The sequence below is a fragment of the Streptomyces sp. NPDC002680 genome (genome assembly GCF_042889145.1).
GTDB lineage: Bacteria > Actinomycetota > Actinomycetes > Streptomycetales > Streptomycetaceae > Streptomyces > Streptomyces adonidis.
In genome coordinates this window covers 186,560-210,790 of the sequence record NZ_JBIAQP010000003.1, presented here as the reverse complement: position 1 = coordinate 210,790, position 24,231 = coordinate 186,560, and the positions used below count along the sequence as shown (strand labels likewise).

Here is a 24,231-nt window from a genome sequence, read left to right as displayed (position 1 = left end):
CTGCCGCGACGGGTTCTCGCCGCCGTTCCGGCGCCCCTACCGCGCCGCGATCCCTCTGTGGTCCGCAGCCGTCCTGAGGGCCTCGGCCAGGGCGTCGGCGTTCACCGGATCCGTCAGCCGTGTCGACAGGGTCTCCCCCATGGCCGTCACGAACCGTTCCCCCAGCTTCGTCAGGGCCCCGGAGCCGGCCAGCGTCCGCACCGCCTCCGCGGTCTGCTCGCGCCACCGGGCGAACTGCACCTCGGCGGTGGCGTCACCTGTGCTGCGGTGCAGCGCGCGCCAGTAGTCCACCACGGCGACATGCGCGTACGTCCCCTGCAACAGCCCCTCCAGCGGCCGCGGATCCGGACGCCACGGAGCGTAGAACAACCGCTCGCAGCCGGGGTCGTGAAGATCCGTCAGATCGAGTACGGCGCCCAGCTTGACGTGCTGGAATTCGTGCACCAGCAGACACGCCAGGGTCTCGGGCGTCCCAGGCCGCGCGATGGCGACCGCGCCGAAGGCGTCCCGCGCCGCCGAGCTGATGTCCGCGTCCGCGGCGGACTCCCGCAGCGGGGTGACGACACTGAGCCCCGCGGCGAGTCCTGGTGCGTACGCGGGCAGTTCGCGCCGGATCCACTCCCACGCGGCGGTGAGATCGCTCCGCCACCCCTCGGCCGCCGCGGCGGACAGCCGGGCCCGCACGGGATATCCGTGGGCGTCCCGCCAGGGGTCCGTGTCCTCCAGGACGACGGCCCAGCCGGGCAGTTCGAACCGGTGCCGGGCCAGCCACGCCGGATCGGATCCGGCCTTGCGGCCCACGAGGTGCTCCCGCCCGGAGACCCGGACACCGAAGCCCTCGTCCCCGCCCGCGGTGACCTGTGCCTCGCCCGCCTCGCCCACCACCAGCGCGCCCAGGGTCGGCAGCCGCAGCACCCCGGAGCCGGTCGGCACGGTGACCGTGCCCGCTCGGCCGGCCCGCAGCAGCGCCGCCGCGGCGAGCTCCGCCACCCCGCGCATCGCGATCGGACCGGTCTCCGCGTCGCCGGCCAGGGCCCGCTGTGCCCAGGGCCGCAGGTAGGGGTGGGCGAGCACCGCGTCCACCGACTCCGGCGCCTCGGCATCGAGGACCGCCAGGGTCTCCCAGGCGGCCGCGCCGGTCGCGTCGTGCGGACTGTTGTGCCATACGGCGGCGAGGAGCTCGCGGTTGACGGTGAGCTCGTGGCGGGCCAGCGCCTCCACGGCGTCGGCGCCGCCGAAGCCGGCGGAGAGTTCGCCGAGGTGCATGTCGTCCAGGGGGAGTCGGGGACTGGGCATTCGCTGGGCCTCCCTGTCGCGGATTCCGGTGATGAGCTGTTTCAGGTCGGCGCAGTACACGGACGGGTTCATGAACCCGCCGGACTCGTCGGCATCGTTCCTGGAGCGGTAGCGGTGCGCATACAGCCCGCCGCCGCACGACTGGACGACCTCGCAGGCGCGGCAGGTGTCGCACAGCCCGTCCAGCCCCAGCTGCCGGGCCACGACGCCGGGGTGCTCGGCCATCGCGTCCAGCGAGTCGGCGGTGACGTTCATGCCGGTGCCGGGTGCTCCGTCGTACGCCGTCTTCAGCGAGTCCGCCTGCTCGAGCGAGCCGTCGGTCTCGATGACCGCCAGCTCCACCGGGGCGAGGCCGAGGGACTCGGTGAGGCTGTCGGCCCCACGCAGGGTGCGCAGCACGGAGTCGAGCACCCGTACTCCCATGGGCCGGCCCGTCGCGGTCCAGCGGTCATGGACGGTCAGCAGCCAGTCGCCGTACGACATGCTGTCGGCGGGGCGTGCCGGTGGCTCGTCCCAGGTGGCGTGGGGAAGCAGGAAGTCGATGCGCGGCGGCGCGAGTTCGGCCAGGGCGTCGTAGACGACGGTGGGATCGTTGCGCAGGTCGATGGTGCAGAGCAGGCCGGCGAAGAGGTGCCGGTAGCGGGGACCGCTCAGCAGGGCGATCGCGCGCAGCACCTGATCGTGGCTGCTGCGGCCGTCGCGATAGAGGCGGTGCAGGTCGTTGGCGGCGCGGTCACCGTCGAGCGAGATGCCGACCCGGATGTCGAACTCCGCGAACAGGTCGCAGAACTTCTCGTCGAGAGTGACGCCGTTGGTGTGGATACGCAGATCGAGGGCGCAGACGCCGGACAGGGCGGTCCGTAAGCTCTCCGCCGCCCGGCGCAGTCCGGCCCGGCCGGCCAGGAGCGGTTCCCCGCCGTGCAGGACGACGTACACGGTGTCGAGCCGATGGGCGCGGGCGTGCTCGGCGATGCGCCGGGCGGTGAGGTCGAGGATCTCTTCGGAGATCACTTTGGGGCGGCCTCGCCAGCTCTGGTCCGCGTGTTCGAATACATAGCAGTGATCACAGGCGAGATCACAGCGGCTGTGCATCTTCAGCACGAACTGGCTCAGGGGATGCGGCGACGGGTCCATGAGTGCACGGTGCGGTTGCCTGCTCGGGGGCAGGCGGTCAGACCGCCGACTGGAACGCCGCGACCGAGACCCGGGCGGGGCCGCGGTCGGGGGTGCCGTGCGACACGACACGGGTGAGGGCGCCGGAGCCGAGCCCGTCCGCACGGGCGGCGAGCCGCACCAGCGGGACCCGCTCGGGTCCGGCCGCCGGCTGCTTCCCCGGCTCTTCGGCCGAGGCGGTGGTGGGCGCGTTCATGGGTAAACCTCGATCTTCCGTAAGTCAAGATAAAATAGACATTACGGACATGTAGGGCGTCCTGTGTCGGGAGCGCGCTCGTGACTGGGAGTGAGGCAGCCATGAAACCACACGAGCCGAGCGGCCGGTGAGGCGCACGGCGGTTATTCAACTCCCTTTACGGTAAAGGGAGTTGTGCATATGACCATACGGCTCCGATCCCCTGGCCCCGAGAGGGGTCTGGTGTGGGTTTTTTTCGGTACCCGAGTCGTTCTTTTGGGGATTCAAGGGATACCTGACCGGATGCATGCCCAAGGGCGAGTTATCAAATCGTAACCGCGTCTGGGGGTTAAAGCGGCGGCGCACGGGCGGAGTTCACCCGCGCGTGTCGCGGCCGCATCCCCCTGTGTCCGCCCAAAGCGCCGTTTCAGCTTTTTCAGCATCCTCAGCTTGCTCACAGCTCTCGCCCAAGTACTTGACGGTCTGCGTTCCTACCGTCCCGATCATGACGGGAAACCACAAGGACTCAACGATCAGCCGGCGCCGCGCTCTCGCGGTGACCGGAGGCACGGTCGCCGCAGGCGGGCTCGCTGTCGCGGGCTACCAGTCGGCCTTCGCGGACGAGGCGACGACCACGACGACGGCCGACGCCACCGCGTCCGCCACGGCGAGCGAGAGCAGCGGCACCTGCGTGCTGATGTCCAGCGTGACGGAGGGGCCGTACTACCTCGACAACGCCCTGGTCAGAAAAGACATCACCGAAGGCAAATCCGGCGTCCCGCTGACGCTGCGCATCACCGTCCAGGACACTACCGAGTCCTGCGCCCCGGTGGCCGGCGCGGCCGTGGAGATCTGGCACTGCGACGCCTGGGGCTACTACTCCGGCTACACCACCGCCAACCCCGGCGGCTCGGCCCCCGCCGAGAGCGAGGACGGCTCCACCGCCGACGACAACACCTATCTGCGCGGCTACCAGATCGCCAACGCCAACGGGGTCGTCAAGTTCGAGACGATCTTCCCCGGCTGGTACACCCCGCGCACCTGCCACATCCACGTCAAGGTGCACACCGGCGGCGAGAAGGAGGACGGTACCTACGAGGGTGGCAAGGTCAACTACACCGGCCAGTTCTTCTTCCCGGACGACGCGGCCGAGGCGATCTTCGCCCTGGAGCCCTACTCCCAGCACACCGGCAGCTACACCACCCTCGACAACGACATGGTGTACGACGGCGGCGGCACCTCCAGCGGTCTGCTCACCCTGAAGCCGGTCCACAAGAAGGACGTCTCCAAGGGCTACAAGGGCTTCATCACCCTGGGCATCGACCCGGACGCCGAGAACACCGGCGCGGGCAGCGGCGGTGGCGGCGGTACGCCCCCGAGTGGCGAGCCGCCGACGGACGCTCCGACCGAAAGTGCCTCACCGTCCGCCACGGCCTCCTCGTAAGGTACGGCCATGAGCAGCCGTGAGGACGAGGCGCTGGCGCTGGCCGCCGTGGACGCGCTGACCGGGCAGCTGGCCCTGGCTCCCAAGCCGGGCCTGCCCGACCCGCGCGATCTCGACGCCCGGGTGACGCGCAAGGACCAACTTGCCCTGCGCTGGTCGGCCAAGGCGCTCGCGCCCGGCCTCGCGGCCATGGCCGCCGCGGCCCGCCGCACCGGCGAACCGACGCCCGCGCTCCGTACGGAGCTGGGCGCGATCGGCCGGTCCACCGAGCACTCGGTGGCGCTGGCGGGCGGCGGCCACCGGGGCGCCCTGTGGGCGCTCGGCCTGCTGGTCGCGGCGGCGGCCCTGGACCCCGGGGCCAAGGCACGCGATGTCGCTGCCGCCGCCAAGCGGATCGCCTCCCACCCCGACAAGCGCGCCCCGCGCAGACCCTCCCGGGGTTCCTCGGTGTCGGCGAAGTACGGCGCGGCCGGCGCCCGAGGCGAGGCGAGGGCCGGATTCCCCCACGTACGCCGGGCGTTGGACGCCCTCGCCACCGCCCGCTCGAACGGCGCGACGGAGGAGGAGGCCCGCCTGGACGCCCTCCTGACCGTCATGTCGACGCTCCAGGACACCGAACTCCTGTACACGGCAGGCCCCCACGGCCTACGTCACGTCCAGGCAGGCGCCCGAGAAATCCTGGAAGCGGGCGGCACATCGACGGAGGCGGGCGCCAAGGCCTTGACGGCCTTCGACACCGACCTCCACACACGAGGATGGAGCCCAAGAGGCAGCGCGGGCCTCTTCGCGGGCGCCCTGTTCCTGGACTCCCTACCGGCTATCCCCTAGGGGCGGGTAATCCCCTAGGGGCGCGGGGAACTGCGCGACAAGCCCCCACCGACTCGGCAGCCAAAACTCAACCCTTGAGCCGAGCCATCCAAGCCTCAACCTCATCCGACCGACGAGGAAGCCCAGCCGAAAGGTTCCGATTCCCACCCTCGGTCACCAGGATGTCGTCCTCGATCCGAACCCCGATCCCCCGATACTCCACAGGCACAGTCAGATCATCGGCCTGGAAATACAACCCGGGCTCAACGGTCAACACCATCCCCGGCTCAAGAACCCCGTCCACATACGACTCGACCCGCGCAGCCGCACAGTCGTGAACATCCATCCCGAGCATGTGCCCAGTCCCGTGCAGCGTCCACCGCCGCTGCAACCCCAGCTCCAGCACCCGCTCCACAGGCCCCTCGACAAGCCCCCACTCCACGATCCGCTCGGCCAGCACCCGCTGCGCCGCATCGTGGAAGTCCCGGTACTTCCCACCGGGCTGAACCGCCGCGATCCCGGCCTCCTGCGCGTCGTACACCGCGTCATAGATCTTCTTCTGGATCTCGGTGTACGTGCCGTTGATCGGCAGCGTCCGTGTGACATCGGCCGTGTAGTACGTGTGTGTCTCGACGCCCGCGTCCAGCAGCAGCAGCTCACCGGAGCGCACGGCCCCGTCGTTGCGCACCCAGTGCAGCGTGCACGCGTGCGGCCCGGCCGCGCAGATGGAGCCGTAGCCGACGTCGTTGCCCTCGACCCGCGCGCGCAGGAAGAAGGTGCCCTCGATATACCGCTCGCTGGTGGCCTCGGCCTTGTCCAGGACGCGGACCACGTCCTCGAACCCGCGCACGGTCGAGTCGACGGCCTTCTGCAGCTCACCGATCTCGAACTCGTCCTTGACCAGCCGCGCCTCGGACAGGAAGACCCGCAGTTCCTCGTCGCGCTCGGCGGTGACCTTGTCGGTCAGCGCGGCCTCGACACCCGCGTCGAACCCGCGTACGACCCGCACCGGACCGGTCGCCTCACGCAAGGCGTCCGTCAGTTCGCGCACGTCCGAGGCCGGAATGCCGTACACCTGTTCGGCCTCGGTGAGTGAGTGCCGACGGCCGACCCACAGCTCGCCCTGCCCCGAGAGCCAGAACTCGCCGTTCTCGCGGTCGGAACGCGGGAGGAGATAGATCGTCGCCTTGTGGCCGTCAGCCGTCGGCTCCAGGACGAGGACGCCGTCCTCCGTCTGGTTGCCGGTCAGATAGGCGTACTCGACCGAGGCCCGGAAGGGGTACTCCGTGTCGTTCGAACGCGTCTTCAGATTGCCCGCGGGGACCACCAGCCGGTCGCCCGGGAAACGCGCGGAGAGCGCGGCACGGCGGGCGGCGGTCTCCGCGGCCTGCGCGATGGGCGCAAGGCCTGTCAGCTCCGTGTCGGCCCAGCCGGACTTCATGCTCTCGGCAAGCTCGTCGGAGACGCCCGGGTAAAGGCCGTTCTTCCGCTGCTTGATGGGCTCCTCAGACTCAGTTTCCGGGGTCTCCGGAACGAGTTCGTCGGCCACGGTCATCCTCCTAGATACGGCACTGGACCCCGTCCATCGTACGGTCGTACGGGACAGGGCCCAGAGGTACGAGAAGCGACCGGCCGCTCACTCGAACCGTGCCGCCAGCAGTACGACGTCCTCCTGACCGTCCGACGCGTCCACCTCGTCCGGCAGCATGCTCCGCAGGACGTGGTCCGCGACCGCGCCGGGATCGTCGCGCAGCCCCTTGGGCACGCTCGCCGCCGCCGCGTGCAGCCGCGAGAAGGCCCGGTCCACGGGCTCGCCGGTACGGTGCAGCAGCCCGTCGGTGTAGAGCAGAACCGTCTCTCCGGGCTCGGTCCGGAACTCCACGCTGGGCGCCTCCCAGCAGGCGAGCATCCCGAGCGGCGCCGACACGGTGGTCTCCACGAACTCCGTGCGCCGCTCGCCGATCACCAGGGGCGGGCAGTGCCCGGCACCGGCCAGCGTGACCTTGCGCAGCGCGGGCTCGCAGTAAGCGAACAGGGCGGTGGCGCAGCGGGCGGGCTCGGTGAGCCGCAGCAGCAGCTCCAGGTCGGAGAGGACCGCCACCGGGTCCTCGCCCTCCATCACGGCGTACGCGCGCAGGGAGGCCCGCAGCCGGCCCATCGCGGCGATCGCGCTGGGCCCGGAGCCGGTCACCGCGCCCACGGCGAGGCCGAGGGCCGCGTCCGGGAGCGGCAGCGCGTCGTACCAGTCGCCGCCGCCGCGCGGGCCCGTGCGGTGCCGGGCGGCGAGCTGGACACCGGCCACCCGGGGCAGCCGGGCGGGCAGCAGCTCCTCGGAGATCGTCGTCACGCACGCGCGCGTGCGCTCCACTTCGACCAGTCGCGCCAGGTGCTCGGTCGCGTACCGCGCGTACAGGCCGACGAGATGGCGCTGGCGTTCGACCGGTTCCGCGGGTTCGTCGTACAGCCAGACGGCCGCGCCGAGGCGGCCCGCGGACTCGGTGGACAGGGGGAGCGCGTAGCTCGCCGCGTAGCCGAGACGGGCGGCCACCTCGCGGTGGCGGGGGTCGAGACCGTCCTCGGCGAGGAGGTCCGGGTGTGTGATTTCGCTCTCGCCGCCGGGCAGCCCTGCGGCCGTGTCGAGGAGCTGTCCGTACGGCATCGCGCCGCGCGGGATCGTCTCGATGTGCCCGAGGTCCGCGCGGGCAAGGCCCAGGCCGATGGTGGTGTCGGGGCCGAGTCCGTCACCGGGCTCCAGGACGACGAGACCGCGCCGGGCGCCCACGAGGGCGGCTCCGGCGCGCAGCAGTTCCTGGAGTGCGTCCGCGAGTGCTGCCGTGCGTGCCAGCCGCTCGGTGAGTTCGTGCAGTGTTGTGAGGTCCGACACCCAGCCGGCGAGGCGGTCCTGGAGGAGGATTCCGGGGTCGTTCTGGCAGGTCAGCGCGGGTGTGTCGGCAGGGGTTGCCGGGGCTACGGGCGCGGGCGCGACAGTGTGTGCGGGCGAGGGAACCGTTGAATCGATTCCAGCCACTTTCGGGAGGTGAGGGGCGTTCATGGCGTCCGGCCTTCCGACCGGCGCGTATTGCTCAATAGCATCGCAAACCCCCATGTGATTCTGCGCCGCTAGCAGTGTCTCCACATGTACACGCACTCGTGAGGGGATGTCCAGCATTGTCCTGCCGGGATTCCTGGTGTCCATGGGTTTCCCGGGGTCCCCTTGCGAAAAAGCAAAGTTGGCTTAAAACTGACTCGGGTAGCGGGTTATTGCGGTCGACTGGCCTGGTTCGACGGAGCGTCACAGCGGTCTTGGTGGGTACGTACTCGGAGAAGGCCAGGGGTGGTTGTGGAACCGCCCGGAACCTGGCGACGGACCCGGGCGTCTTAACCACCGACGGCCGTGCCCCATCCTCCCTTGGTGGAGGCGGAGAGAAATACGCGGGACGGCAAAACGCCAGACTCCGCCACCCCGCGCCATGCCCATGCTTTTGCTGAACGCAGTATGGACGCGGACGTAGCCAACGATCGGCGCTCGGCGCACAAGGGGGCTTCCCCTTGCCTCTCCCCGGGGCGTGATGCGCCAAAAGGTACGCACAGTGAAGTGATCGACACATGGTGTGATGTGGCCCACGGTGTTGCCAGGCGTGCAACGGAAAGGAACGAGCGCTCATGCGCGAGATCCTCGGAAGGCTCGGAAGGCGACGCAGGCTCCTGTCCCGGCGTGACGGCGGCGGGAAGCCTGAAGTACTCGGCGCGGCTCTGACGTTCGCGACCGAATGGCAGTGGCCCGTACTCCCGGGCGTGGCACCGGACCCACAGGGGCGCGCACGCTGCGGCTGCCCCGATCCGGAGTGCACGGTCCCCGGTGCTCACCCGTTCGACCCCGGCCTGCTCGCGGCCACCACCGACGAGCGCATGGTGCGCTGGTGGTGGACGAACCGGCCGACGGCCCCGATCATCCTCGCCACCGGCGGCACGGCCCCGTGCGCGGTGAGCCTGCCCGCCCCGGCCGCGGCCCGCGCGCTCCACGCCCTGGACCGCATGGGCATGCGCCTGGGTCCGGTCGTCGCGGCGCCCACCCGCTGGTCGCTGCTCGTGAAGCCGTACACGATGGAACAGCTGGGCGAACTGCTGTACGCGAAGGACTTCGTGCCCGGTTCCCTCCGTTTCCACAGCGAGGGCGGCTACATCGCGTTGCCCCCGTCCGAGACCGGTCTTGGCCAGGTCCGCTGGGAGCGCGCACCGCTGCCCGGCTCGGCCTCGCCCTGGGTACCCGATGTCGAGGCCGTGGTGGACGCCGTGGTCGAGGCTCTCACTCGTACGGGTGTGAGCGCGCCCGAGTTGTAGGGGTGTCGGGCGCGCGGGCAACCGGGCGCCCGGTCCCTGTAGTTATCTTCGGCTTCATGAACCTCCGTCTGCTCGCGCTCTCGGGCGTCGTGGCGCTCACGGTCGCGCTTCCGCTGGCCGTGGCCTCCGCGGGGCCCGTGGGCGACGCGGACCGCGACGCCCTTCTCTCCCTGATGCCCGAGAAGGGTCCTCAGGACGACCCCGGTGACGGCAAGGCGCCGGACGCCGCCGATCCCACGGGTTCCCCGCTGCTGGGCCTGGGGCTTGCCACGGCGGCCCGCTGCGGTCCCGAACTCACCTCCCCCGACGGCATCGAGGCACAGACCTGTGTGCTGTCCCAGGGGGAGGAGACCTGGGCACGCACCTACTACCGCAACGCGACCGGTCATGAACTGACGTCTGTGCTGAGCCTCATGGGGCCCGCTGCCCGCACTGTGCAACTGCGGTGCGCGGTCGGTGCGGAAGACGAGCCGGGGGTGTGCGAGACGCCCAGGGAGCGCACGACGGGCGGGCCGGGGGCGTACTCGGCGGTGGCGGAGTTCGCCGCGGCGGGGGCTGCGGGGGCGGCCGGACAGGGGCCGCTGCTGCTGCGATCGGGGAGCAACTCCGGGGCGTCCGACGGGAGTTGACGTCCGGCGCGGTTCCGTACAGAACGCGGTGCGGCACTCCGGGCACAGAAAGACCCGGTTGCTGGCGACGGGGGATGCACCAGCAACCGGGCTACTGCAACGCTAACAAGAGATCGGCTGTTCGCAAATTCGATCTCGGCTATTCGGACACCGATTCTGCGATTCTCAGCGGGAGTTGTGACAGGAGTCACCTCAAGCGGAGTATGCGCCTCCGACCGTGTTTCAGCTGAGCGTCACCTGTCGGTTGGTCAGGCCGCCGCGCGCGCGGCGTTCTTCCGGAGTGAGCGGGGCGTCCGAGGCCAGCGCGGTGGCGAGGCGGTCGGCGAACTCGGCGGCCGGCTTCTCGACGTCCTCCGCGGTGACGCCGGTCGGCAGGTCCCAGACCGGGACGGTGAGGCCGTGCGCGCGGAAGGAGCCCACGAGGCGCGTGCCCTCGCCGAGGCTGGACTGCCCGGCCGCGTGCAGCCGCGCGAGGGCGTCGAGCAGCTGCTCCTCGCCGTGCGGCATCACCCAGCGCAGGTGGTTCTTGTCGGGGGTCTCGCACCAGTACGCGGCGTCGACGCCCGTCAGCTTCACGGTCGGGATGGCGGCGTCGTTGGCCCGCTCCAGGGAGGCGGTGACGTCCGCTGTCGCGTTCTGCGCGTCCGGCACCCAGAACTCGAAGCCCGTGTGCACAACTGGCTCGAACGCGCCTTCGGGATCGAGCAGATCCTGCAGCCGCGGACCGTCGGCCGGGGCCCGGCGGCCCTGTACGGGCGTACCGGGCGCGGCGGTGAGCGCGCGCTGGAGGGTGTCGGCGAGGTCGCGGCTGATGTCGCCGGACGACGTGTCGTTCTGCAGGCCGAGCAGGACCGAGCCGTCGTCGCGGCGCAGGGCGGGCCAGGCCATCGGCAGAACGGTCGCGAGTGTGACCGAGGGAACGCCCTCGGGCAGACCGGACTTGAGGGTCAGCTCCACGGTCGCGGCGGGGACCAGCTCGCGCAGGGCCACCCAGTCGCCCTCGCCGGGCAGGCCCTCGAAGGGCCGGTGCACCAGTTCGGTCACCGCGTGCGCGGCGGCCCGGCCGTGACAGGCCTTGTAGCGCCGGCCGCTGTTGCAGGGGCAGGGCTCGCGCGCACCGACAACAGGGATGTCGCCGTCGGACAGCTGGGGCCGCGAGGCCTTCGTCTGGGGTCGCTTCTTGGCCATCGTGGGTGTCTCCCGGTTACGGCTCGTCTCGTACTGGCGCGAGCCTAGCCGCTCGTACGACGGCCGACGGGACCCTGTGGACAACGGCCGTCACCGGATCTGCCAGGTTCTGTCAGCGGATCCGCCGGCTTGTGCCAGGGGAGCCGCCGGACTCTGTCAGCCGATGTCAGTCCATGTCGTCGAACGCGTCCGCGAAGTCCAGGTCGGGTATCGCGGACATCGAGCGGGCCGTGATGCGGGTGGCGAAGTCCGTACGCCGATGGCCCGCGTCCGGGTCGTGCACGTCGTCGTTGACGACGACCCACACCGTGACCTCGCCCCGGGTGTCGTCCCGGACACCCCAGTCGTTGGCCAGCGCCGTGATGATGTTCAGCCCGCGTCCGCCGTGCGCCGTGACCGAAGGGGTCGCCGGAACCGGGCGTGTCGGACCGCCGCCGTCCGTCACCTCGACGACGAGCCTGCCGCCGGAATCCACGCGCCACGCGGCCCGGACGTCGCCGTCCCCGGCCAGGGCCTCGCCCAGTGGCCGACCGTGTTTGCACGCATTGCTCAAGAGTTCGGACAGGATCAACACAGCGTCGTCGATGACCGATTCCGCCACACCGCCCGTACGCAACTGATCACGCATCCGGTGTCTTGCTTCCCCCACGCCCGCAGGGCCATGGGGAACGGCCATGCTCGACGACGTGGGCACCTCCTGTGCCACCACCAACGCCACCCCCGAGACCTCCTTTGCCCCACGCCACGGTGTGAATGCCCCTTTGGCCTGTACCGGAAACCGCCCCTTCCGCCTTCGGTGACGCACTCGCAATGATCGAATACGGATCGAACGCGCCGGTGCACTCCCTGTAACCAAGTGGCCGGATTTCGACGGTATGGCCAAAGGTGGAGGTTTCCTCACTCGGGACCACAGGTCAAGACCTCTGGCAGGAACCGGGGTCGGAGTCGGGTAAGAGCCGGCTCGCGGCCGGGGAGGTTCCTGAGTCGTGGGAGCGCTCCTGGTCAGCGGCCCAGTTGCCGCAGCACCGCGCCCGGGCGGTTGGTGATGATGGCGTCGATGCCGAGATCGACACAGAGGCTGACGTCCTCGGGCTCGTTCACGGTCCAGACGTGCACCTGGTGACCGGCGCGTTTCAGCCGCTCGACGTACGCCGGGTGACCGCGCACGATCCGGATCGAGGGGCCCGCGATCCGGACACCGGCAGGCAGCCGTCCGTCGCGCAGCCGGGGCGAGAGGAACTGGTTCAGATAGACCGTCGGCAGCGTCGGCGAGGCGGCCCGGACACGGTGCAGCGAGCGCGCCGAGAAACTCATGACCCGTACCTGTGAATCGGCCGGGGACTCCGGACTGTCCAGGCCGAACCGTTTGAGCAGGAACAGCAGCCGCTCCTCGACCTGGCCGGCCCAGCGCGTGGGGTGCTTGGTCTCGATGGCCAGCTCCACCCGCCGCCCGGCGTCGGCGACGAGGGAGAGCAGCCGCTCCAGGGTGAGTACGGAGGTGTCCTCGCGGTCCTCCGGGCGGTGCTCCCAGTCGGGCGCCTCGTCGCGGTTCTTCCAGGAACCGAAGTCCAGGGCGGCGAGGTCGGCGAGTTCCAGCGCGGAGACCGCGCCGCGGCCATTGGACGTACGGTTGACGCGACGGTCGTGGACACAGACGAGATGGCCGTCCGCGGTCAGCCGTACATCGCACTCCAGGGCGTCGGCGCCGGCCTCGATCGCCTTCTTGTAGGCGGCCAGCGTGTGCTCGGGCGCCTCTTCGGAGGCTCCGCGGTGGGCGACGACCTGGATCGGGTGCTGTCGTGCGTGGGTCACCGCGTCATGGTGTCACCGTCGAAGGGCGGGTGTGACGTGGTGGGCACCCAGTCCGCCCAACAGAAGGTCACCCCGGTGTGATTTGTCAGATATAAAGGGTGGCCCCGGACCCACAGGCACCGCTTATGGTGCCCTGACGGCCTGTGGGAAAAGCTGACGGCATACAAAAGGACACGCACAGCTGAATCACGTACCGACCGCGTACCCGTGCGAACGGGCACCCGCACGTATGGAATCGGGTGGATCGAGTGGATCGGGCGTGACCGAGTGCGACCGAGAAGGACAGCCGTGGATCGAGGAGAAAGAGCTGTGAGCACCGAGAACGAGGGCACTGCGGTACCCCCGGCCCCGTCCGCACCTCCCGTGCCGGTGGAATCTCCTGCTGCCTCCCCGCAGGCCACCGCGCCCGAGGCCCCGACGACCCAGCTCCCGCCGGTGCCCCCGAGCGCCCCGGAGCCGGCACCGGCGCACGCGGACCAGGTACCGGCGTACGCGTCGGCAGGAGCGCCCGACGCACCCCAGGGCGCCGGTCTGGGCCCCGAGGCAGCCGCCTGGCCGCCTCCCCCGCCGCCGGCGGTCCCGTCGTACATGGACGGCGGTTCGGGTGGCGCCCCGGGCGACCCGGGTGCCCCCTGGGGTGCCACGTACGACCAGCAGCCGCCGAAGCCCAAGTCCGGGCGCGGCGGGCTGATCGCCGCGGTGCTGGTGGCCGCGCTGGTCGCGGGCGGCGCGGGCGGCGGCATCGGCTACACGCTGGCCAAGGACAACGACGACTCCACCACGTCGACGACGGTCTCCGCCGCGCAGCAGACCGGCGGCGACCTGAAGCGCGACGCGGGCACGGTCGCGGGCGTGGCCGCCAAGGCGCTGCCGAGCACGGTCACCATCGAGGCCGAGAGCTCCAGCGGCGAGGGCGGCACCGGCACGGGCTTCGTCTTCGACACCCAGGGGCACATCGTCACCAACAACCACGTCGTCGCGGACGCGGTCGACGGCGGCAAGGTGACGGCCACGTTCCCCGACGGCAAGAAGTACGACGCCGAGGTCGTCGGCCACGCGCAGGGCTACGACGTGGCGGTCATCAAGCTCAAGAACGCGCCGTCCGACCTCCAGCCGCTCACCCTCGGCGACTCCGACAAGGTGGCCGTCGGCGACTCGACGATCGCGATCGGCGCGCCCTTCGGCCTGTCCAACACGGTGACCACGGGCATCATCAGCGCCAAGAACCGCCCGGTGGCCTCCAGCGACGGCAGCGCCAGCAGCAAGGCCTCGTACATGAGCGCCCTGCAGACCGACGCGTCGATCAACCCCGGCAACTCCGGCGGCCCGCTCCTGGACGCGTCGGGCAATGTCATCGGCATCAACTCGGCGATCCAGTCCTCCAGCAGCGGCGGCCTGAGCACCGGCCAGTCGGGCTCGATCGGCCTGGGCTTCGCGATCCCGATCAACCAGGCCAAGTACGTCGCCCAGCAGCTGATCAAGACCGGCAAGCCGGTCTACGCGAAGATCGGCGCCTCGGTCGCCCTGACCGAGGGCACGGGCGGCGCACAGATCAGCCAGAAGACCGCCGACACCACCGACCCGGTGGAGTCGGGCGGCCCGGCGGCCGCGGCGGGCCTCAAGCCCGGCGACGTCATCACCAAGCTCGACGACCACGTGATCGACAGCGGCCCGACCCTGATCGGCGAGATCTGGACGCACAAGCCCGGCGACAAGGTCCAGATCACATACGAACGAGACGGAAAGTCCAAGACGGTCGAACTGACCCTGGGCTCCCGCGAGGGAGACAGCTGACCCACGCGCGCGTGCGGGGACCCGTTACTCTGGTCCCCGCACCGAGCTGATCAGGCCCGGTGCGGGGAAGCGTGCCCGAGCGGCCTAAGGGAACGGTCTTGAAAACCGTCGTGGCAGCGATGTCACCGTGAGTTCGAATCTCACCGCTTCCGCAGCGTCAGAAGCCTTGCAGGACAGGCAGTACAGAAGGGGTGTCTCCCGGTCGGGAGACACCCCTTCTGCGTGAGTCGCGGGCGGTTCAGGTCATGTCGAGGCCGAACTTGCAGGCCAGGGTCTGGTGGTAGGTCCGTCCGTCCTGGGTGTAGTCGGCTGTGCAGCCCGAGAGCGGCTTGGTGATCCTTCCCGTGACCCGGAGTCGTACCACCGCGTACTTGTCGCTGAGCGCACCCGGCTTGATGGTGTAGGCGTGTCCGGAGTAGTTCGGGTACTTGTCGAGGTCGATGTCCCCGGCGGTGGGATGAGCCGTCTCCTGGTAGCCGAGCCGGTAGCCGGGGGTGTCGTTGACCGAGTAGACGGCGTATCCGAGGACCTTCACGCCTGCCGGGATGTTCAGCAGTTCGAACGCGGTGACGGAGACGGGCTGCTTGGACGTGTTTCTCGTCAGCGGGAAGGCCATGCGGTAGACATCGCCGACCTTCACGTCCGAGAAGCCGAGGGAGCCGCTGGTGCCCGGCCCCTCCGCCTGCAGCGCCGTGCCGGCGGTGTTGTTGTCGCTCGCCGCGCCCGCGCAGGCCGTCGCGAGCGACAGCAGCAGGGGCAGCAGGGCCGTCGCGGCGAGGGCTCGAACGCCGCGGTCAGTACGAGTAGATGACACCGGGGTTCCCTGAGATCTTGCCCTTCGCGCCCCAGATGTCATGTTCCGAGCTGCCCGATCCCGCGCTGATCTTCTGATAGTGCGACGCGCCGTACTCCGTGTCGAGGCTGACCGTCACTCCGAACACCTTGGCGGCGACACCGTAGGTGATCGAGGTTCCGGAGGTGATGGTCGCGTACTGCTTCTTGCCGAGGACCGCGCGATAGGACGGGTTCGAATTCCGGTAGGGGGTCAGTCCGTCCTTGGACCTGACATCGGCACCGTACCGCGCCACATCGCCACCGGACGGGATGTCGTACTTCACTGGAATTATGGAGTACGAATGCTTGGTCTTCTTTCCGACGCAGGTGACCCGGCGGTCGACGTCCTGGTATTCGATGGGAACCTGAAAGCGCTTGGCCCAGTAGGGCCCCTGGTTCGTGAATCCGACCGCGTGTCCGGTGCTGTTCTTGCGGGAGATCTTTCCGGTGATCGACCAGTGTTCCCCGTCGACACTCGTCGCGATGCCCCAGGTGCTGGACAGCGTGTTGTTGTACTCGAAGGCGGCGGTGGTGTCGTAGTAGGCGTGACCCTCGCCGATGGTCGTGTAGTAGTCGTGCTGCTTGACGACGTGCTTGCTGACGATGCAGGCACCGCCGAGATCCGGCGTCACGGCGCTGTAGTCGACGCCGTCGACCTTGTCCGGGGAGAAGCCGGTGGTGGACGAGCCGTCCGCGGCCTGCCAGTGGTTCGCCGGTGTGTCGGACGCGCTGTCCGCGCTGTCGGCCAGGGTCGAGTCCGCGGGCGTCACCAGCGCCTCGTCGACGTCGGGGTGGATCGCGACGGTGTCCGGTGTCTCGGCGCGGGCCGCGGCCGACCCATCCGTCGTCGCCGACCCGGTGGCCACTCCGGCGTCGACGTAGTCGGTGCCGGTCAGCAGCGTGCCGTCCGGCGCCTGTCCGTCGAAGGACGCCTCCAGGGAGAGCACTCCTCCGTTCGCGTCCGCGTAGGACTGCAGCTTGCTCGGCAGGGTCGCGGGCAGGGTGAACGACCAGCTGCCGTCCGATGCCGTGGTCGCCGTGCCCACCGTCGTCGGCGTGATGTCGCTGCCGTCCTCCGGTACCTCGTCCACCGGCGTCAGGGTCACGGTGGCGCCGGCCAGCGGTGATCCGTTGCCCAGGGTGAGTACGCCCTTGACCGTCGCGGCGCCCGACACGGGTGCGAGGGTGCTCGGGCTGGGCGCCGCCGTGATCGTCGGCCCGCTGGTGGGTGGCGCCGCCGAGTCGGTGGGCTTGACGTCGGTCGCCGTCGGCGTGGGAGTAGGGCTGGGACTGCTGGTGCTGCCGCAGCCCGACGAGTCGGTGGTGCTCTGCGTGCAGACGGCGTTGGCCGGTGACGACACTCCCAGGCCGATCACGGCCGATGCGGCGACGACGCCGAGTGCGGTGGCCAGCGTCTGACGTCTGACAGAAGTTCTGCCCATGATTCTGCTCATGAAGGAATTCCCCGATTTCCTGTTACTGAAAGAAGCCGCGCGCGAAAGGATGTGTGAAGTCGCGTGTCAAGCGGCTGCGAATGGGCGCGGAACAGGAAATCGCCTTTGAATTATCCCCCGGTGCCCGCTCGGCTGGTCTGTTCTGCCGGCAGGACTGAAAGCTAACGCGGCGGATCTTGAAGAGTCAACGAATGTCGGCCGGGGTTTGGGATCGCTTTACCCTGAGCTCAAATCCTGCTCAAGTCTTTACGGAATCGGCGTCGGCGGGCCGTCATCGGCGGCCTGTCATCAGCGGGCCGTCATCCGTGCGGCCGAGGCGACGGTCGCCCGAGCCTCCCGTTCCGTAAGCCCCGTCTGCACAGCCGCCTCCACCAACGCCCCCACCAGAACCTCCCCCAGCCCGTTCTCGTAAGCCCGGCAAGCCGCCCAGAACAGGCGTGTGTTGCGTTGGCCCTCGTGGGCCGCCAGGACGAACTGGACCAGGCCCTGGCCGTGTTCGGGTGGGGCGGGGGACGTCGAGCGGTGGGTGCGGGGTGGAGGGAGGAGGAGGCGCAGGAGGGATGGAGGGCAGGCGGCCGGGGTCAGGTGGGACGTGCCCGGGGCCGTGCCGTAGACGCCGTGGTCCGTGCGGGAGCCGGGGCCCACCAGGTAGCCGCCGGCTCCTCTGATGTCGATGCCGGGGGCCAACCTGCTTGCCGAGTTGGGGATCACCGCGTCCGGTGGGCCGGTCAGCCAGAGGTGGCGGCCGCCGGACGGGGTCAGGACGACCACCGTCTCGGGGATCGTGAACAGGTGGCGCAGGGCCAGTTCGCGCAGGGCGGCCGAGGAGTCCGTGCCCGACTTGGTGTCGAGGTCGATGCCGATGAGGTGGTGCGGGGGCAGGCCGCAGGCGATGCCGTAGCCGGTGGCCCAGGGGGCGGCGGCGAAGAGTTCGCGGATGCGGGTGGGGTCGGTCGAGGCGTCGTACACGCCGTGGCCCATCGCACCGCATTCGCCGTGGCAGGGGGACGGGAGCGGGTCGTCTCGGTGGGGGGAGCGCAGGGCCGGGAGTTTGGTCCGGGACAGCGGGATGACGGCCAGGCCGCGTTCGGCGGCTGACAAGGCGTGGGCGAGGGCCAGCGTCGTGGCCTGCCGGTCGGTGGTGGCCATGCTTCCATGTTCGTACACCTGTTCGAAAAAGGGAAGGGTGTGTTGGTCGGTGGGGGCACATCGGGCGAATGGCTGGAAATCTGCGGGAACGCTTCGTCCCTTGCGTCCCTTGGGTGTCACTGCCGCAGCCTGGCGTGAATCAGGGTTAATCGGCTGACCTGCGACTTTGGTGATGTGAAGAGGGTTTATCGACTTGTCATCACGCTTCAGGGGGAATAAACGGTTCCGGGGTGGTTCGCCGGGGATTCGGTGGGCAATCCTGATCTCGCGACGCAGTGCACAGCGGCGAGAAACACCGGGGCGGGTGGCCAACTGCCTTGGAAGTAGTGGTAGTTCGCGTAGTTCACGCATCACACGTACTTCGTACGGTCCGGCACTGGAGCCGGGGCGTACATGTTCTGGAGGAACAGACATGGCAAGCATCCGTACCGCCCGCGTTCTCGCCGCCGTCTCGGCCCTGCCCCTCGCCGCCGCGCTCTTCAGCGGCGTCGCGACGGCGGACAACGGCGCCTTCGCGGACGACGGATCGAACTCGGCCGTCGCCAGCATCATCGGCAGCGGCGTGGGTGGCGACAACAATGGCAACTCGTCCACCTCGCAGCAGCAGGCGGTCGGCTCCGGCGCCTCGAACCAGAACAACACCGCGCAGGTGAACGGCTCCGGGTTCACGGCCATCGACCAGTCCAACGCCGTCGTCAACTTCACCAACCTCTGGTAGGCCCTCGGGCCGGCGGGGGTGTGGGTCCCCGGCGGTCCTGAACTCCCTTGTGGGGAGCGCTTCATGGGGTGGTAACACGTCTGCGCGGCGGCACGAACTTCGTGTCGCCGCGCAGACGTTTTCCACGCCGGGTGTCAGGTCCGTCCCTTGACACCCATTCGTATCTGACGGACAGTCAGAAACCGTGAGTCAGCCACCCAGCCACTCGTCCGGTCCCCAACTCGCCGTGCGCCTCGCCGCGTTCGAAGGGCGCCCCGCCGTCGTCGGCGGTGTCGGCAAGGATCCCGTCAACGAACCGATGATCCGGCACTGGTGCGAGGCGCTGGGCGACAGCAGTCCGGCGTACGCCGGGCCGGAGGCCGTCGCGCCGGCCACGATGCTCCAGGTGTGGACCATGGGCGGCCTGTCCGGGCATTCGAGCCGCTCCGAGGCGTACGAGGAGTTGCTCGCCCTGCTCGACGGCGCGGGCTGCACCTCCGTCGTCGCCACCGACTGCGAGCAGGAGTATCTGCGGCCCCTGCGTCCGGGGGACCGGGTCACGTTCGATTCCTTCGTCGAGTCCGTCTCGGGGCCTAAGACCACCAAGCTCGGCACCGGGTACTTCGTCACGACCCGGATGGATGTACGAGTGGACGGTGAGCCGGTGGGCACCCATCGGTTCCGGATCCTCAAGTACGCCCCCGCACACGCCCCCAAGGCCACACACACGTCCGCTGCCGCCACCCGCCCCCGGCCCGTCGTCAACCGCGACAACGCCGGGTTCTGGGACGGGGTCGGTAGGCGTCAGCTCCTCATCCAGCGGTGCCTGGAGTGCCGTACTCTCCGCTTCCCCTGGCTCCCCGGCTGCAACGCCTGCGGTAGCGGCGACTGGGACACCGTCGAGGCATCCGGCGACGGCACCGTCTTCTCGTACGTCGTCATGCATCACCCGCCCTTCCCGGCCTTCGACCCGCCCTATGCCGTCGGGCTGATCGAGCTGGCGGAGGGTGTGCGGATCATCAGCAACGTGATCGGTGTGCCGTACGACAAGGTGCGGATCGGGATGCCGGTGCGGCTGGAGTTCGTGCGGTACGAGGACGGGCAGCCGGAGTTGCCCGTGTTCCGGGGCGATCTTCCCGGCGAGGTGGGCGGATGAAGGCCGGGGACGAGCTGCCGTCGCTGGAGATCGAGATCACGCGCACGCTGATCGTCGCCGGGGCGATCGCGTCCCGCGACTTCCAGGACGTGCACCACGACGCCGAGTCGGCGCGGGCGAAGGGGTCCCCGGACATCTTCATGAACATCCTCACCACGAACGGGCTGGTGGGGCGGTACATCACCGACTGCTTCGGGCCCGCCGCCGTCCTGCGCAAAGTCGCCATCCGCCTCGGTGCCCCCAACCACCCCGGCGACACCATGGTGCTGACCGGCCGCATCGAGGAGGTCGACGGCGACCTGGCCGTCGTACGCGTGCTCGGGGTCAACGCGATCGGCCGGCACGTCTCCGGGACGGTGACCGTCCTCGTACCCCCCTCGGGAGGCACCCCGTGACCCTGCACGCGCGCGACGACCTCGGCGGACGTACGGCCATCGTCGGCATCGGGGCCACCGAGTTCTCCAAGGACTCGGGGCGCAGCGAGCTGCGGCTGGCCGTGGAGGCGGTGCGGGCCGCGCTCGACGACGCCGGGCTGACGCCCGCCGATGTGGACGGCATGGTCACGTTCACGATGGACACGAGCCCGGAGATCACCGTCGCGCAGGCGGCGGGCATACGGGAGCTGTCCTTCTTCTCCCGCGTCCACTACGGCGGGGGCGCCGCCTGCGCGACCGTGCAGCAGGCCGCGCTCGCTGTCGCGGCCGGGGTGGCCGAAGTCGTGGTGTGCTACCGGGCCTTCAATGAGCGGTCGGGGCGGCGGTTCGGGTCCGGGGTGCAGCGGCGGGAGCCGTCGGCCGAAGGGGTGGCGCTTGGCTGGTCGCTGCCGTTCGGGCTGCTCACGCCCGCCTCCTGGGTGGCGATGGCGGCGCAGCGGTATCTGTACGCGTACGGGCTGTCGGCGGACGTGTTCGGGCAGGTCGCCGTGAGCGGGCGGAAGTACGCGGCGACCAATCCGGCCGCCTGGTTCCACGGCCGGCCCATCACCCTCGCCGACCACGCGGCCTCGCGCTGGATCGCCGAGCCGCTGCGGCTGCTGGACTGCTGCCAGGAGACGGACGGCGGCCAGGCGGTCGTCGTCACCTCCGTCGAACGGGCGCGCGAACTGCGGCACCCGTCGGTTGTTGTCGCTGCCGCTGCCCAGGGCGCCGGGCGTGCCCAGGAGCAGATGACCAGCTTCTACCGCGACGACCTCACCGGGCTCCCCGAGATGGGCGTGGTGGCGCGGCAACTGTGGCGGACCGCGGGGGTGGGGCCGGCCGATATCGACGTCGGCATCATCTACGACCACTTCACCCCGTTCGTGCTGATGCAGCTGGAGGAGTTCGGCTTCTGCGCCCCCGGCGAGGCGGCCGACTTCGTCGCGGCCGAGGGGCTGCCCCTGAACACGCATGGGGGTCAACTCGGGGAGGCGTACCTGCACGGCATGAACGGCATCGCGGAGGCGGTACGCCAGCTGCGCGGGACCTCCGTGAACCAAGTGCCGGGCGCCGAAAGAGCGCTGGTCACGGCCGGTACGGGGGTGCCGACCTCGGGGCTGGTCCTGGAGGCCGCCGGATGAGCCCGACCGACCTGGCGACTGTCCCGCCCGCGGCTGTCACTACTACCGGAGGACCAGCCTCCGTACTACCGCCGTACGACACCTCAGGGTCGGACCCTCATAGCCCCGTACCCTGCCTCCACCTTCAGGAGGTGGAGGCAGCCCCCCTCCTACAACCTGAGGCGGACGCGGCTTCGGGACCTGCGGCCGATCCGCCCGAGTAGGGGGCGAACCTAGCGTAGAGCCATGACCACACCCGTCTGCACCAGCGCTTCGAACGCGGCTACGACGGCGACGCAGACCCTGGCGTTCGCGTCGTACACCTCGTACCCGTCGTTCTCGTCGTACGTGAAAGCCCGCCGCCCGGTGCTGCTGCGCACCGCCCGGTCGCTCACCGCGAACCCGAGCGACGCGGAGGACCTCCTGCAGACCGCGCTCACCAAGACCTACGTCGCGTGGGAGCGGATCGAGGACCACCGTGCGCTCGACGGCTATGTCCGCCGCGCGCTCCTCAACACGCGGACGTCGCAGTGGCGCAAGCGCAAGGTCGACGAGTTCGTCTGCGACGAGCTGCCGGAGCCCGAGGGGACGCCGGTCGGCGATCCGGCGGAGCACCAGGTGCTGCACGACGCTATGTGGCGCGCGATCATGAAACTGCCGGCGCGGCAGCGGGCGATGGTGGTGCTGCGGTACTACGAGGACCTGAGCGAGGTCCAGACGGCCGAGGTGCTCGGGGTGTCGGTGGGCACGGTCAAGTCGGCCGTCTCGCGGGCGCTGGGCAAGCTGCGCGAGGACCCTGAGCTGGTGCTCGCCCGATAACTCGTGTCTGTTGGTTCCCTCACGGGAACCTCTGGTGACCCCCGATAGTTCCCCAGGCAGTTCCCAGGCACGACGTGATCTGATCGATCACCCTCCCCTAGTGACGTACCGCTCGGTATGTGCGCAGAATCAGCACAACCTTTACCACCGAGTAGGCAATGAAGCCCCGGGAGGACGCCGTGCTGAGCACCATGCAGGACGTACCGCTGCTGATCTCAAGGATCCTGACCCATGGGTCGACGATCCACGGCGAGTCACAGGTCATCACCTGGACGGGCGAGGCGGAACCGCAGCGCCGCTCCTACGCCGAGATCGGGGCCCGGTCGGCACAGCTCGCACACGCCCTGCGCGACGACCTCGGAATCACCGGCGACGAGCGCGTCGCCACTCTGATGTGGAACAACCCCGAGCACGTCGAGGCCTACTTCGCGATCCCCTCCATGGGCGCGGTCCTGCACACCCTCAACCTGCGCCTGCCCCCCGAGCAGTTGGCCTGGATCGTCAACCACGCCGCCGACAAGGTGGTCATCGCCAACGGCTCGCTGCTGCCGCTGCTCGCCCCGCTGCTCCCGCACCTCAAGACGGTCGAGCACGTCGTGATCTCCGGCCCCGGCGACCGTTCCGCCCTCGCCGGATCGCACGCCCAGGTGCACGAGTACGAGGACCTCATCGCCGGCAAGCCGACCAGCTACGACTGGCCCGAGCTGGACGAACGCACGGGCGCCGCCATGTGCTACACCTCCGGGACGACGGGCGACCCCAAGGGCGTGGTGTTCTCGCACCGCTCCATCTACCTGCACTCCATGCAGGTCAACATGGCCCAGTCCATGGGCCTGACCGACCAGGACACATCCCTGGTGGTTGTGCCCCAATTTCATGTAAATGCATGGGGATTGCCCCATGCGACCTTCATGACCGGCGTCAACCTGCTGATGCCGGACCGGTTCCTGCAGCCCGCCCCGCTCGCCGAGATGATCGAGAAGGTGCGGCCGACGCACGCGGCCGCCGTCCCCACCATCTGGCAGGGCCTGCTCGGGGAGCTGACCGCGAACCCCCGGGACGTCTCGTCCCTCACCCAGGTCACCATCGGCGGCTCCGCCTGCCCGCCCGCCCTCATGGCGGCCTTCGACAAGCTGGGCATGCGCGTCTGCCACGCCTGGGGCATGACGGAGACCTCCCCGCTCGGCACGATCGCCCGGCCGCCGGCCCACGCGGTGGGCACGGACGCCGAGTTCGCCTACCGCCTCACGCAGGGCCGGTTCCCGGCGAGCGTCGAGGCCCGGCTCTCCGGCCCCGGCGGTGAGCGGCTTCCCTGGGACGGCGAGTCGGCCGGTGAGCTGGAGGTGCGCGGCCCGTGGATCGCGGGCTCCTACTACAACGGCACCGACGCCGAACCCCTGCGCCCCGCCGACAAGTTCAGCGAGGACGGCTGGCTCAAGACGGGCGACGTGGGCACCATCAGCCACGACGGCTTCCTGACGCTCACCGACCGCGCCAAGGACGTCATCAAGTCCGGCGGCGAGTGGATCTCGTCCGTCGACCTGGAGAACGCCCTCATGGCCCACCCGGACGTCATGGAGGCGGCCGTCGTGGCCGTCCCCGACGACAAGTGGGGCGAACGCCCGCTGGCCACGGTCGTGCTGTCGGAGGGCTCCACCGCCGACTTCGAGTCCCTGCGCGCCTTCCTCGCCGGCGAGGGCAAGATCGCCAAGTGGCAGCTCCCGGAGCGCTGGACGATCATCGAGTCGGTCCCGAAGACGAGTGTCGGCAAGTTCGACAAGAAGGTGCTGCGCAAGCAGTACGCGCAGGGCGAGTTGGACGTCACCAAGCTCTGAGAGCCGGGGTGTGCTCGTGGGTTGGGGCAATGTTTCACGTGAAACATTGCCCCAACCCACGGAGGAACGTACTGGTCGATCCCGATTGGTC

At 69.9% G+C, this 24,231-nt stretch carries 22 protein-coding genes and 1 tRNA gene; 13 read left to right on the top strand and 10 right to left on the bottom strand.

Annotation, left to right across the window (positions count from 1 at the left end; all coding sequences use genetic code 11):
- Nucleotides 1-36: 36 nt before the first annotated feature.
- The gene (locus tag ACFYXF_RS10640; protein ID WP_389349175.1) at nucleotides 37-2,430 is read right to left on the bottom strand and encodes an FxsB family cyclophane-forming radical SAM/SPASM peptide maturase; all 2,394 of its coding nucleotides are present in this window, start codon (nucleotides 2,428-2,430) and stop codon (nucleotides 37-39) included.
- Between the two features lie 37 nt (nucleotides 2,431-2,467).
- The gene (gene fxsA, locus ACFYXF_RS10635) at nucleotides 2,468-2,665 is read right to left on the bottom strand and encodes an FxSxx-COOH cyclophane-containing RiPP peptide (protein ID WP_389349174.1); all 198 of its coding nucleotides are present in this window, start codon (nucleotides 2,663-2,665) and stop codon (nucleotides 2,468-2,470) included.
- A 484-nt stretch (nucleotides 2,666-3,149) separates the two neighbouring features.
- On the opposite strand from fxsA, the gene ACFYXF_RS10630 reads away from it, so the two are divergent.
- Both ACFYXF_RS10630 and ACFYXF_RS10625 read left to right on the top strand, forming a co-directional pair.
- Nucleotides 3,150-4,088 carry an intradiol ring-cleavage dioxygenase gene (locus ACFYXF_RS10630; protein WP_389349173.1) on the top strand — a complete coding sequence of 313 codons (939 nt, stop codon included), beginning with the start codon at nucleotides 3,150-3,152 and terminating at the stop codon, nucleotides 4,086-4,088.
- Nucleotides 4,089-4,097: 9 nt separating this feature from the next.
- Nucleotides 4,098-4,916, top strand: coding sequence for a triphosphoribosyl-dephospho-CoA synthase (locus tag ACFYXF_RS10625; protein WP_389349172.1), 819 nt, complete (start codon nucleotides 4,098-4,100; stop codon nucleotides 4,914-4,916).
- Between the two features lie 67 nt (nucleotides 4,917-4,983).
- On the opposite strand, the gene ACFYXF_RS10620 is transcribed toward ACFYXF_RS10625, so the two are convergent.
- A complete protein-coding gene (locus tag ACFYXF_RS10620) occupies nucleotides 4,984-6,450 on the bottom strand; it encodes an aminopeptidase P family protein (protein ID WP_389349171.1) in 1,467 nt (488 codons plus the stop codon).
- Between the two features lie 81 nt (nucleotides 6,451-6,531).
- Nucleotides 6,532-8,064: a PP2C family protein-serine/threonine phosphatase gene (locus tag ACFYXF_RS10615; RefSeq protein WP_389349460.1), complete on the bottom strand. Its 1,533-nt coding sequence runs from the start codon at nucleotides 8,062-8,064 to the stop codon at nucleotides 6,532-6,534.
- A gap of 494 nt (nucleotides 8,065-8,558) precedes the next feature.
- Between ACFYXF_RS10615 and ACFYXF_RS10610 the strand changes: the two genes are divergently transcribed.
- Both ACFYXF_RS10610 and ACFYXF_RS10605 read left to right on the top strand, forming a co-directional pair.
- Nucleotides 8,559-9,236: a bifunctional DNA primase/polymerase gene (locus ACFYXF_RS10610; protein ID WP_389349170.1), complete on the top strand. Its 678-nt coding sequence runs from the start codon at nucleotides 8,559-8,561 to the stop codon at nucleotides 9,234-9,236.
- A gap of 56 nt (nucleotides 9,237-9,292) precedes the next feature.
- Complete coding sequence (locus tag ACFYXF_RS10605) at nucleotides 9,293-9,865, top strand: hypothetical protein (RefSeq protein ID WP_389349169.1); 573 nt, start codon at nucleotides 9,293-9,295, stop codon at nucleotides 9,863-9,865.
- A 222-nt stretch (nucleotides 9,866-10,087) separates the two neighbouring features.
- Here ACFYXF_RS10605 and ACFYXF_RS10600 read toward each other — a convergent pair whose 3' ends face one another.
- From ACFYXF_RS10600 to ACFYXF_RS10590, 3 genes are all read right to left on the bottom strand, one after another.
- Complete coding sequence (locus ACFYXF_RS10600; protein WP_389349168.1) at nucleotides 10,088-11,053, bottom strand: DUF5926 family protein; 966 nt, start codon at nucleotides 11,051-11,053, stop codon at nucleotides 10,088-10,090.
- 166 nt (nucleotides 11,054-11,219) lie between these two features.
- Complete coding sequence (locus tag ACFYXF_RS10595; RefSeq protein WP_389349167.1) at nucleotides 11,220-11,858, bottom strand: ATP-binding protein; 639 nt, start codon at nucleotides 11,856-11,858, stop codon at nucleotides 11,220-11,222.
- Between the two features lie 197 nt (nucleotides 11,859-12,055).
- Nucleotides 12,056-12,865 carry a glycerophosphodiester phosphodiesterase gene (locus ACFYXF_RS10590; RefSeq protein ID WP_389349166.1) on the bottom strand — a complete coding sequence of 270 codons (810 nt, stop codon included), beginning with the start codon at nucleotides 12,863-12,865 and terminating at the stop codon, nucleotides 12,056-12,058.
- 309 nt (nucleotides 12,866-13,174) lie between these two features.
- On the opposite strand from ACFYXF_RS10590, the gene ACFYXF_RS10585 reads away from it, so the two are divergent.
- A complete protein-coding gene (locus ACFYXF_RS10585) occupies nucleotides 13,175-14,659 on the top strand; it encodes a S1C family serine protease (RefSeq protein WP_389349165.1) in 1,485 nt (494 codons plus the stop codon).
- A gap of 65 nt (nucleotides 14,660-14,724) precedes the next feature.
- A tRNA-Ser gene (locus ACFYXF_RS10580) sits at nucleotides 14,725-14,811 on the top strand.
- An 86-nt stretch (nucleotides 14,812-14,897) separates the two neighbouring features.
- Here ACFYXF_RS10580 and ACFYXF_RS10575 read toward each other — a convergent pair.
- On the bottom strand, nucleotides 14,898-15,473 hold the full coding sequence (locus tag ACFYXF_RS10575) for a hypothetical protein (RefSeq protein WP_389349164.1): 576 nt from the start codon (nucleotides 15,471-15,473) through the stop codon (nucleotides 14,898-14,900).
- Nucleotides 15,454-16,668 (bottom strand): hypothetical protein, encoded by a 1,215-nt coding sequence (locus ACFYXF_RS10570; RefSeq protein WP_389349163.1) that lies wholly within the window; start codon nucleotides 16,666-16,668, stop codon nucleotides 15,454-15,456. The genes ACFYXF_RS10575 and ACFYXF_RS10570 overlap by 20 nt, the downstream gene beginning before the upstream one ends.
- Between ACFYXF_RS10570 and ACFYXF_RS10565 the strand changes: the two genes are divergently transcribed.
- Nucleotides 16,646-16,912, top strand: coding sequence for a hypothetical protein (locus tag ACFYXF_RS10565; protein ID WP_389349162.1), 267 nt, complete (start codon nucleotides 16,646-16,648; stop codon nucleotides 16,910-16,912). The two genes, ACFYXF_RS10570 and ACFYXF_RS10565, sit on opposite strands and share 23 nt — an antisense overlap.
- Nucleotides 16,913-17,235: 323 nt before the next feature.
- Here the strand turns inward: ACFYXF_RS10565 and ACFYXF_RS10560 are convergent, their stop codons facing one another.
- Nucleotides 17,236-18,096, bottom strand: a complete 861-nt coding sequence (locus tag ACFYXF_RS10560; RefSeq protein ID WP_389349161.1) for a bifunctional DNA primase/polymerase — start codon at nucleotides 18,094-18,096, stop codon at nucleotides 17,236-17,238.
- A gap of 412 nt (nucleotides 18,097-18,508) precedes the next feature.
- Here ACFYXF_RS10560 and ACFYXF_RS10555 point away from each other — a divergent pair, with 412 nt between their 5' ends.
- From ACFYXF_RS10555 to ACFYXF_RS10530, 6 genes are all read left to right on the top strand, one after another.
- Nucleotides 18,509-18,814: a hypothetical protein gene (locus ACFYXF_RS10555; RefSeq protein ID WP_389349160.1), complete on the top strand. Its 306-nt coding sequence runs from the start codon at nucleotides 18,509-18,511 to the stop codon at nucleotides 18,812-18,814.
- 184 nt (nucleotides 18,815-18,998) lie between these two features.
- Entirely contained in the window at nucleotides 18,999-19,949 is a 951-nt protein-coding gene (locus ACFYXF_RS10550) for a bifunctional MaoC family dehydratase N-terminal/OB-fold nucleic acid binding domain-containing protein (RefSeq protein ID WP_389349159.1), read from the top strand.
- Nucleotides 19,946-20,344 (top strand): MaoC family dehydratase, encoded by a 399-nt coding sequence (locus ACFYXF_RS10545; protein ID WP_389349158.1) that lies wholly within the window; start codon nucleotides 19,946-19,948, stop codon nucleotides 20,342-20,344. Before ACFYXF_RS10550 ends, ACFYXF_RS10545 begins: the two co-directional genes overlap by 4 nt.
- The gene (locus ACFYXF_RS10540) at nucleotides 20,341-21,507 is read left to right on the top strand and encodes a lipid-transfer protein (protein WP_389349157.1); all 1,167 of its coding nucleotides are present in this window, start codon (nucleotides 20,341-20,343) and stop codon (nucleotides 21,505-21,507) included. The genes ACFYXF_RS10545 and ACFYXF_RS10540 overlap by 4 nt, the downstream gene beginning before the upstream one ends.
- A 225-nt stretch (nucleotides 21,508-21,732) precedes the next feature.
- On the top strand, nucleotides 21,733-22,305 hold the full coding sequence (locus ACFYXF_RS10535) for a SigE family RNA polymerase sigma factor (RefSeq protein ID WP_389349156.1): 573 nt from the start codon (nucleotides 21,733-21,735) through the stop codon (nucleotides 22,303-22,305).
- Between the two features lie 158 nt (nucleotides 22,306-22,463).
- On the top strand, nucleotides 22,464-24,140 hold the full coding sequence (locus ACFYXF_RS10530) for a long-chain fatty acid--CoA ligase (RefSeq protein ID WP_389349155.1): 1,677 nt from the start codon (nucleotides 22,464-22,466) through the stop codon (nucleotides 24,138-24,140).
- The last annotated feature ends 91 nt before the right edge of the window (nucleotides 24,141-24,231 follow it).

What these genes read in the sequence shown, in the direction of transcription:
- ACFYXF_RS10600 (WP_389349168.1), bottom strand. Translation starts at nt 11,053, where the DNA reads ATGGCCAAGAAGCGACCCCAGACGAAGGCCTCGCGGCCCCAGCTGTCC.
- ACFYXF_RS10605 (WP_389349169.1), top strand. Translation starts at nt 9,293, where the DNA reads ATGAACCTCCGTCTGCTCGCGCTCTCGGGCGTCGTGGCGCTCACGGTC.
- ACFYXF_RS10640 (WP_389349175.1), bottom strand. Translation starts at nt 2,430, where the DNA reads ATGGACCCGTCGCCGCATCCCCTGAGCCAGTTCGTGCTGAAGATGCAC.
- ACFYXF_RS10620 (WP_389349171.1), bottom strand. Translation starts at nt 6,450, where the DNA reads ATGACCGTGGCCGACGAACTCGTTCCGGAGACCCCGGAAACTGAGTCT.
- ACFYXF_RS10615 (WP_389349460.1), bottom strand. Translation starts at nt 8,064, where the DNA reads ATGCTGGACATCCCCTCACGAGTGCGTGTACATGTGGAGACACTGCTA.
- ACFYXF_RS10530 (WP_389349155.1), top strand. Translation starts at nt 22,464, where the DNA reads ATGAAGCCCCGGGAGGACGCCGTGCTGAGCACCATGCAGGACGTACCG.
- ACFYXF_RS10630 (WP_389349173.1), top strand. Translation starts at nt 3,150, where the DNA reads ATGACGGGAAACCACAAGGACTCAACGATCAGCCGGCGCCGCGCTCTC.
- ACFYXF_RS10560 (WP_389349161.1), bottom strand. Translation starts at nt 18,096, where the DNA reads ATGGCCACCACCGACCGGCAGGCCACGACGCTGGCCCTCGCCCACGCC.
- ACFYXF_RS10535 (WP_389349156.1), top strand. Translation starts at nt 21,733, where the DNA reads ATGACCACACCCGTCTGCACCAGCGCTTCGAACGCGGCTACGACGGCG.
- ACFYXF_RS10545 (WP_389349158.1), top strand. Translation starts at nt 19,946, where the DNA reads ATGAAGGCCGGGGACGAGCTGCCGTCGCTGGAGATCGAGATCACGCGC.
- fxsA (WP_389349174.1), bottom strand. Translation starts at nt 2,665, where the DNA reads ATGAACGCGCCCACCACCGCCTCGGCCGAAGAGCCGGGGAAGCAGCCG.
- ACFYXF_RS10625 (WP_389349172.1), top strand. Translation starts at nt 4,098, where the DNA reads ATGAGCAGCCGTGAGGACGAGGCGCTGGCGCTGGCCGCCGTGGACGCG.
- ACFYXF_RS10610 (WP_389349170.1), top strand. Translation starts at nt 8,559, where the DNA reads ATGCGCGAGATCCTCGGAAGGCTCGGAAGGCGACGCAGGCTCCTGTCC.
- ACFYXF_RS10555 (WP_389349160.1), top strand. Translation starts at nt 18,509, where the DNA reads ATGGCAAGCATCCGTACCGCCCGCGTTCTCGCCGCCGTCTCGGCCCTG.